Source organism: Cellulomonas sp. (assembly GCF_035634735.1).
In the GTDB taxonomy this organism is placed as follows: Bacteria; Actinomycetota; Actinomycetes; order Actinomycetales; family Cellulomonadaceae; genus Cellulomonas.
This window is the reverse complement of the sequence record NZ_DASQCJ010000182.1, coordinates 1-8,515: the sequence shown is the minus strand read 5'-3', so window position 1 is coordinate 8,515 and position 8,515 is coordinate 1. Positions and strand designations below refer to the sequence as shown.

General features: G+C 78.4%; 8 protein-coding genes. 4 read left to right on the top strand and 4 right to left on the bottom strand.

Features of this window, described 5'->3' with window-relative positions; all coding sequences use genetic code 11:
- Positions 1-223: 223 nt before the first annotated feature.
- Both VER05_RS15070 and VER05_RS15065 read right to left on the bottom strand, forming a co-directional pair.
- Positions 224-1,489, bottom strand: coding sequence for an SLC13 family permease (locus VER05_RS15070; protein ID WP_324846152.1), 1,266 nt, complete (start codon positions 1,487-1,489; stop codon positions 224-226).
- A gap of 70 nt (positions 1,490-1,559) precedes the next feature.
- Positions 1,560-2,576: an L-lactate dehydrogenase gene (locus VER05_RS15065; RefSeq protein WP_324846151.1), complete on the bottom strand. Its 1,017-nt coding sequence runs from the start codon at positions 2,574-2,576 to the stop codon at positions 1,560-1,562.
- Between the two features lie 100 nt (positions 2,577-2,676).
- Between VER05_RS15065 and VER05_RS15060 the strand changes: the two genes are divergently transcribed.
- Positions 2,677-3,147 (top strand): GNAT family N-acetyltransferase, encoded by a 471-nt coding sequence (locus tag VER05_RS15060; protein ID WP_414647635.1) that lies wholly within the window; start codon positions 2,677-2,679, stop codon positions 3,145-3,147.
- Positions 3,148-3,164: 17 nt separating this feature from the next.
- Here the strand turns inward: VER05_RS15060 and VER05_RS15055 are convergent, their stop codons facing one another.
- Both VER05_RS15055 and VER05_RS15050 read right to left on the bottom strand, forming a co-directional pair.
- Entirely contained in the window at positions 3,165-3,467 is a 303-nt protein-coding gene (locus VER05_RS15055; RefSeq protein ID WP_324846149.1) for a hypothetical protein, read from the bottom strand.
- A 70-nt stretch (positions 3,468-3,537) separates the two neighbouring features.
- Entirely contained in the window at positions 3,538-4,074 is a 537-nt protein-coding gene (locus VER05_RS15050; RefSeq protein WP_324846148.1) for a YbhB/YbcL family Raf kinase inhibitor-like protein, read from the bottom strand.
- A gap of 488 nt (positions 4,075-4,562) precedes the next feature.
- Here VER05_RS15050 and VER05_RS15045 point away from each other — a divergent pair, with 488 nt between their 5' ends.
- From VER05_RS15045 to VER05_RS15035, 3 genes are all read left to right on the top strand, one after another.
- Positions 4,563-5,426 (top strand): hypothetical protein, encoded by an 864-nt coding sequence (locus VER05_RS15045; RefSeq protein ID WP_324846147.1) that lies wholly within the window; start codon positions 4,563-4,565, stop codon positions 5,424-5,426.
- A complete protein-coding gene (locus VER05_RS15040) occupies positions 5,423-7,066 on the top strand; it encodes a DNA polymerase Y family protein (RefSeq protein WP_324846146.1) in 1,644 nt (547 codons plus the stop codon). The genes VER05_RS15045 and VER05_RS15040 overlap by 4 nt, the downstream gene beginning before the upstream one ends.
- Positions 7,059-8,515, top strand: a 1,457-nt coding sequence (locus VER05_RS15035) for a PHP domain-containing protein (RefSeq protein ID WP_324846145.1), incomplete at its 3' end; no start/stop codon positions are given. The genes VER05_RS15040 and VER05_RS15035, both read left to right, overlap by 8 nt.

The following is an 8,515-nucleotide window of genomic DNA, read 5'->3' as shown; positions in this document are numbered from 1 at the left end:
CTCCGGGTCGATCTCGGTGACCTGCACGGCGTCGGCGACCTCGGGCGCCACGGCGGCCCAGCCGGACAGCGCGGCGGCGGTCGACTCGGCGAGCAGGTCCAGGCGGTCCACGGCGCGCGACCAGGTCAGGGATCCGAGCGTGAGGGTCATGGCGGCAGGCTACCCACCGGGTCGCGGGGGCGCCGGGCGGTCCGCGGCAGGCCGGCCCGGCGCGGTGCAGCGCTCACCGCGGGTGCAGCGGCCAGACGAGCGGGACGACGACGACCACCACGACGAGCCACGCCCCGGTCGTGACCAGCCCGAGTCGCCAGTAGTCCCCGAACCGGTACCCGCCCGCGTCCCGCACGATCATGTTGGCCGGCGTCGCGATCGGGGTGAGGAACGACGCGGCGCCTGCGGCGGCGACGAGCATGAGGACGGGCTCGGCCGCGACGCCGACCGTCTCCGCCGCCGCGAGGGCGATCGGGGTGATGACGAGGACCGTCGCCGCGTTCGAGACGAACTGCCCGAGCGTCACCGTCAGCACGAACAGGGCGACCAGCAGCAACCGCCCGTCGCCCTCGGGCACCACCCCGACGACGGCGTCCGCCAGCAGGTCGGCGGCGCCGGACTCCGCGATGGCGACCGACAGCGGGACCAGGCCGCCGATCAGCACCAGGGTCTCCCAGGGGATCGCGCGCAGGGCGTGCGTCGCGGTGGTCGCGCGGGTGAGGACCATGGCGGCGGCGCCGGCCAGGCCCGCGGTCGCCGCGCCCACCGCCCCGGAGGCGAGCAGGGCGACGGTCACCACGAGCACGCCGACCGCCCACGCCGCCCGCGCGCCGAGCCGGTCCGGGACGGGCCGGATCGCCGCCGGGCCGTCCTCCGGGGTGGCGGCCTGCCGGTCGGGCAGCAGGCGGTCGCCGGCCAGGACCGCCACGACGACCGTCACGACGACCAGCGGCGCCCCGACGGCGCCGAACTCGAAGAACCCGAACCGGCGGCCGGTCGCGTCCTGCAGGGCGTCCGCGACGATGACGTTGACCGGGCTGCCGCTGAGGGTGAGCAGCGCGCCCGCGCTGGCCGCGTAGGCGAGGGGAACGGCGAGCCGGGAGGGGGCGATGTCGGCCCGGCGGGCCACCAGGGCGAGGATCGGCAGGCCGGCCGCCGCCGCGCCGTTCGGCGTGACGAAGGCGGCCAGCAGCGCGCCGAGCGCCATGAGCGAGACGAGCACCCGCGTGCGGCCGGTGCCCGCGCGGGCGAGGAGCTGCCGCCCGGCCCACGCCGTGACGCCGGAGGCCTCGAGCCCGTCGCTGAGCACGAACAGGCTGGCGATGAACAGCACGACCGGGTCGCCGAAGCCCGCCAGGGCCTGCTGCTCGGTGAGGACGCCCGTCGCGGCGAGCGCCAGGGCGGTGAGCACGGCCACGACCGCGACCGGGAGCCGGTTCCACACGAACAGCGCGACGGCCGCGCCCAGGACGATCAGGCTCAGCGTCGCGTCGGACACCCGGGACCTCCCGGTCGGCGGGCGGGGGCGGCGGGTGCGGCTGCCGCGGCCGGGTCCGTCGCGGCGGCCGTCACAGGCCGGTCTGCCGCGCCGTGTCCCGGAGGGCGTCCGCCGAGCGCCGGAGCGCCGCGAGCTCCTCGTCGGACATCGGCGTCGGCAGCAGCGGCCCGGCGCCGGCGTGCGAGACCACCGTGGGGACCGAGAGGCACACGTCGTCGATGCCGCGGTGGTCGTGCAGCAGGGAGGACACGGGCATCACGCGGTGCTCGTCGTTCACGATCGCCTCGACGATCCGCGAGCCCGCCATCCCGATGGCGTAGCTGGTGGCGCCCTTGCCCGCGATGATCTCGTACGCGGCGTGCACCACGTCGTGCGCGATCGCGTCGCGGTCGTCCGCGGTCAGCGGCGGCCGCCCGTCGAGCGGCTCGAGGTCGAGCACGGGCACGCCGCCGACGGTCGCGGAGGACCACAGCGGGACGGCGGTGTCGCCGTGCTCGCCGACCACGTAGGCGTGCACGTTCTGCACCGCGACGCCGACGCGCTGGGCGACCAGGAGCCGGAACCGCGAGGAGTCGAGCACGGTCCCCGAGCCGATCACCTGCGCGCGCGGCAGGCCCGAGTACCGCAGCGCGGCGTACGTGACCACGTCCACGGGGTTCGTCACCATGAGGAAGACCGCGTCGGGCGCGATCGCGGCGAGCCGCGGCATCAGCGTGCGCATCAGGCCGACGGTCCGCGCCGCGAGGTCGAGGCGCGTCTGGCCCGGCTGCTGCTTGGCGCCCGCGGTCACCACCACCACGTCCGACCCCGCGCACGCCTCGAGGTCGTCGGTGCCCAGCACGTGCGCCATCGGCATGAACTGGATGCCGTGCGCGAGGTCGAGCGCCTGGGCCCGCACCTTCGGCGCGTCGATGTCGTGCAGCACGAGCTCCCGCGCCGCCCCGCGGGTCAGCACCGCGTACGCGAGCGTCGCGCCCACCGCGCCGGCCCCGATGACCGCGACCTTCGCCGTCGGCCGCGCCGCCGCACCCCGCGCGCCCGCGACCGCCTCGCCACCCTCCACGTGCCCCGCCTGCTCGCCTGCCATCACGGCCTCCTCACCGCGTCGCCGCCGGCGGGCGCCGGCCGTGCCCAGGCTAGGCCGCGCGGTGGTCGGCGCGCGCCCCGGGTTCCCCGCGGCGGGCAGGATGGCGGGCGTGACCGACGCCGCCGTGCCCGCCGACCCGTTCGCCGCCGACCCGTACGTGCTCGTGCCCGCGGCCCCGCCGCTCACCGAGTACCTGCGGCTGCGCCGGGAGTCGGGGCTGACCCCGAAGAACGCCGAGCAGGGTGCCGGGGCGCTCGCGGGCAGCTGGTCGTGGTGCCACGTCCGGACCGCCGAGGGTCAGGTCGTGGCGATGGGGCGGGTCGTCGGCGACGGCGGCTGGTACTTCCTGGTCGCGGACATGGCGACCGACCCCGGCCACCAGCGCCGGGGGCTCGGGCGGCGGGTGCTGACCCGGCTGCTGGACGACGTGCGGGCGCGGGCACCGCGCGGGGCGTACGTCACGCTGGTGGCCGACCCGCCGGGGCGGCCGCTGTACGAGTCGCTCGGGTTCCGGGACGTGGCGCCCGGGGCGACGGGGATGGTGCTCGAGCTGGGGGCGGACGCGGGCTGAGGGCCCGTGCGGCCCGCTCAGCGCCGGCGGCGCGGGCGCAGGTCGCGGCGGGGGAGCCAGCGGGGCCGGTTGCGGTCGTCGAGGCCCCACAGGGCGTGCGGGACCTCGCCGCGCCGGCGGTGCCCGCGGTCGTGAACCCCCGTGCCGGCGATCTCGAGCGCCAGGCCGGCGAGGGCCAGCAGCAGGAACCACGTGTTCCCGTCGAACGGCTCGCCGTCGGCCACGGCGCTCCGGGTCCACAGGGCGACCCCGGTCAGCCCGGCGGCCGCGCCGGCGACGATCATGGTCGCGGAGAGCGGCGTCCGGAACGGTGAGCTCACACGACCTTGGTAGCAGCGGGGCGCCGGGACCGCCACCGCGCGGGCGGCGGTCCCGGCGCGACCGGTCCCGTCAGCGCTGGTACGTCGGGGCGATCAGCGCGCGGCCGATCGTGTGGAACAGCGCGGTGAACGCCACGGCCGTCGGCGTCGCGTCCGGGGGCACGTCGAGGTGGTCGACGTCGAGCGCGTGCACCGCGAAGACGTACCGGTGCGGCCGGTCCCCGGGCGGCGGCGCGGCGCCGGTGTAGCCGGTCGACCCGCCGTCGTTGCGGACCTGGAACGCGCCCTCGGGCAGCAGGTCGCCCTCCGGGGAGCCGGCGCCGCGGGGGAGGGAGGTCGTGCTGACGGGCACGTCCACGACGGTCCAGTGCCAGAAGCCGGCGGGGGTCGGCGCGTCGGGGTCGAAGCAGCTCACGACGAACGAGCGGGTGCCCTCCGGGAAGCCCGACCACTCGAGCGCGGGGGACAGGTCCTCGCCGTCGGCCGCGAAGGTGGCGGCCAGCGGCTCGCCGTGCACGACGTCGGCGCTCGCGACGTCGAAGTCCGGGACGGACGGGAGCAGCGCGTACGGCTCCGGGGCGACGGGACGGGTCAGCGAGACGGCCATGGTCCTCCTCCTGGTGGGCGCACCGGGGCGCCCGGACGGGTGTGCCTGTCTCGTCATCATGCCCCCGTCGCGAGGGCCCCGCAGGGGGTCGCGGCGCGTCCTCCGCGGCGCGCCGGGCGGTGGTCCCCAGGGCGGGGTGACGCCGGATTGACGTGTGCCGGAGTGTCAGCGTCTACTGGCACAATCGAACACGTGTTCGAACGAGTGCCCGGCGGTCGGCCGGCAGGCGATGAGGGGGTGCGGCGGTGAACCAGGAGGAGCGGATCGCCCGGGCTCGCGCCGCCCTGGTCAGCGCCGAGCTCCGGACCGGCGCCCGCAGCCTCGCGCCGCGCGGGACTGATGCCGCCGCGGGGAGCGGCGGGCAGGGCCGCCGGGAGGTGGGGAGCGGTGCGGCGGGGAGCAGTGTCGCACCTCGGGCCGACGCGCCCCGGGGCGTGCCCGACGACGGGCGCGGCGGGCGTCTGCCCGGTGGGGCGCGTGCGGACGGCGTGCGCTCCGGCACCCGCGCCGTCGACGCGCCGGTGCAGGGCGCCACGGCGCTCGCGGTGGTGCCGGTCGTGGACCCCGCCCCGGCGCCCGCACCCGCCGGCCCGGTCGCCGTCCCCGACCTGCCCGACCGGCAGCAGGCGCCCCGGTCGGCCGCCGCGCGCGGCCCGGTGCTGCTCACCGACCGGCCGCCGCTCGCGGTGCCGCCCGCGCTCGCCCCGCTGCTGCCCGACGGCCTGCGCCGGGGGAGCACGACCGCCGTGCTCGGCTCCACCTCGCTGGTGCTCGCGATGGTCGCCGCCGCCTGCACCGCCCGGGAGGCGTGGGCGGCCGTCGTGGGGCAGCCGACCCTCGGCCTGCTCGCCGCCGCGCAGACCGGGGTGGCGCTGGAGCGGCTCGCCGTGGTCCCGCAGCCCGGCGTCGACGCGCCGACCGTGGTCGCGGCCCTGCTCGACGGCATCGACGTCGTGGTGGTCGGCCCGGGCACGCACCTGGCCGACGCCGACCGTCGCCGGCTGATGGCGCGCGCCCGCGACCGCGGCTCCGTGCTGCTGGCCACCGCGCCCTGGCCGGGCGCGGGCACCGTGCTGACCGTCGAGGGCGGTCGGTGGACCGGGGTCGGCGAGGGCGACGGCCGGCTGCGGGCGCACGAGGTGCAGATCACCAGGACCGGCCGCGGCAGCGCCGGGCGGGCCCAGGACCTGCGCGTGGTGCTCCCGCTGGAGGTGGGCACCGACCCGTACGGGCTCCCCGCCGGCCGCCCCGCCGCCGGCCGTCCCGCCGCGCTGCCCGCGCAGCAGGCCGGGCCGGATCCGGTCGCGGACGACGGCGCGCTGCTCGCGCCCGACCTGAGGCTCGTCGGATGACCAGCACCCGCACCACCGTCGTCTGGGTGCCGGACTGGCCGGTCGTCGCCGCCGTGCGCGCCGCCGAGGTCCCGCCGCACCTGCCCGCCGCCGTCCAGCACGGCGCCCGGCTCACCGCCGTGTCCGCGATCGCCCGCGCCCAGGGCGTGCGCCGCGGCATGCGTCGCCGCCAGGCGCAGGGCGTCTGCCCGGAGGTGGTGCTGCTGCCCGCCGACGACGACCGGGACGCCCGGCTGTTCGAGCCGGTGGCCGTCGCGACCGAGGCCGTCGTCGCCGGGATCGAGGTCGCCCGGCCCGGCCTGCTGCTGCTGCCCGCGGGCGGCGCGGCCCGGTTCCACGGCACCGAGGAGACGCTGGCCGAGCGCCTGGTGTCCGTGGTGGCCGAGCGGACCGGGCACGAGTGCCAGGTCGGCACCGCCGACGGCCTGCTCGCCGCGATCCTCGCCGCCCGCACCGACGCCGTCGTGCCGCCCGGCGGCTCGCGCGAGTTCCTGGCGCCGCGCCCGGTCGACGACCTCGCACCCGCGGCCGTGACCGACGACGCCGGCCAGGCGGTCGTCGAGCTCGTCGACCTGCTGCGTCGGCTCGGGCTGCGCCGCCTCGGCGACCTGGCCGCCCTGGACGCCGGCGACGTGCACGCCCGGTTCGGCACCTGGGGCACCTGGGCGTGGACGCTGGTGCGCGGCGAGGACCTGCGCCCACCGGCCCGCCGGCGCCCCGAGACCGACCTGGAGGTGAGCACCGAGCTCGACCCGCCCGCGCACCGCGTGGACGTCGCGACGTTCGCCGGCCGCCGGCTCGCGGAGGAGCTGCACGCCCTGCTCACCGAGCACTCGGTGACCTGCGCGCGGCTGCGGATCACCGCCCGCACCGACGAGGGCACCGAGCTGACCCGCGCCTGGCGCACCGACATGGGCGGCCTGGGCGGCCTGTCCGCCGCGCGGATCACCGACCGCATCCGCTGGCAGCTCGAGGGCTGGCTGACCGCCGCGGCCGCCGAGCACGGCGCGGGGTCCCGGCCGGACGGCGGGGTGCCCGACGAGCACGCCGAGCCGATCGGCCTCGTCGCGCTCGGCATCACGGCCGAGGACGTCGCGCCCGCCGGCGCCGAGCAGGGCCGGCTGTGGGGCGGGGCGTCCGGCGGCGACCTGCGCGCGCACCGGGCGCTGGACCGGGTGCAGGGGCTGCTCGGCGGCGACGGCGTCCTGACCGCCGCGCTGCAGGGCGGCCGGGACGTCCGCGACCAGGTGCACCTGCAGCCGTGGGGCGCGCAGGCCGCCGCGCCGCGCCCGGTCGACCGCCCGTGGCCCGGGCACCTGCCCCCACCGGCGCCCGCGACCGTGCCCGTGCGACCGGCGCCGGTCGACGTGCTGGACGGCGCCGGGCGGCCGGTCCGGTTCGACGGACGGTTCGCGATGAGCGGCGACCCGGTGCGCGTCCGCACGCACGCCACCGACCGCCGGCCGGCGGTCGACCACGACGTCGCGGGCTGGGCGGGGCCGTGGCCGCTCGCCGAGCGGTGGTGGTCGCCCGCCGAGGCGGGTCTGCGCATGCACCTGCAGGTCACCCTCGGCGACGGCCGCGCCCTGCTGCTCGCCTGGCGCCCCGACGGCTGGACCTGCGAGGCCGTCTATGACTGACGCCCCGCGCTACGCGGAGCTGCACGCGCACTCGGCGTTCAGCTTCCTCGACGGCGCCAGCCAGCCCGAGGAGCTCGCCGCCGAGGCGCACCGGCTCGGGCTCAGCGCGCTCGCGCTCACCGACCACGACGGCCTGTACGGCGTCGTCCGGTTCTCCGAGGCGGCGCGCGAGGTCGGGCTGCCCACCGTGTTCGGCGCCGAGCTGCACCTGCCCGTCCCGGGCGTCGGCGGCCCCGACGTCCTCGACCTGCCCACCGGCGTGCCCGACCCGCGCGCGCTGCACCTGCCCGTGCTCGCCCGCGGGCCCGAGGGCTACCGGGCGCTGTCCCGCACCATCGCGGAGGCGCACCTCGCGACCGGCACCAAGGGCGCCGCCGAGTACCGGCTCGAGCAGCTCGCCGAGCAGGCCGACGGCCGCTGGCTCGTGCTCACCGGCTGCCGCAAGGGCCCCGTGCGGCACGCGCTGACCGACGGCGGCCGCGAGCCCGGCGTCACCGCCGCGGGCGTCGACCGGGCGCGCGCGGAGCTCGACCGGCTGGTCGCGCTGTTCGGGCGGGACAACGTCGCGGTCGAGGTCACCCAGGGCGGCAGCCCCTACGACTCCGAGCTCGCCGACGCCCTCGCGGACCTCGCCTCCGGCGCCCGGCTGCCGCTGGTCGCCACCGGGAACGTGCACTACGCCACCCCGCGGGACGCCGACCTGGCGATGGCCCTCGCCGCCGTGCGCGCCCGGTCGTCGATGGAGGACCTGGACGGCTGGCTGCCCGGCGCCCCGACCGCGCACCTCGCGTCCGCCGCCGAGATGCTGCGCCGGCACCGGCGGTACCCGCAGGCCGTCGCCACCGCCGCCGCCATCGGCGCCGAGTGCGCCTTCGACCTGCACCTCGTCGCCCCGCAGCTGCCGCCGTACCCGGTGCCGCCCGGGCACACCGAGGCCACCTGGCTGCGCGAGCTCGTCCGCCGCGGCGCGCTGGAGTGCTACGGCCCGCCCGAGGCCGAGCGGGTGCCCGGTGCCTACGCGCAGCTGGAGCACGAGCTGCGGGTCATCGAGGACCTCGGGTTCCCCGGCTACTTCCTGGTCGTCTACGACCTGGTCGACTTCTGCCACCGCAACGGCATCCTCGCCCAGGGGCGCGGCTCGGCCGCCAACTCCGCGGTCTGCTACGCGCTCAAGGTCACCGCGGTCGACGCCGTGGCGCACGGCCTGCTGTTCGAGCGGTTCCTCGCGCCCGAGCGCGACGGGCCGCCGGACATCGACGTCGACATCGAGTCCGGCCGCCGCGAGGAGGTCATCCAGTACGTCTACGCCAAGCACGGCCGCACCCACGCCGCGCAGGTCGCCAACGTCATCTCCTACCGCGCCCGGTCCGCGGTGCGGGACGCCGCCCGCGCGCTCGGGTACGACGTCGGGCAGCAGGACGCGTGGAGCAAGTCGATCGAGCGCTGGGG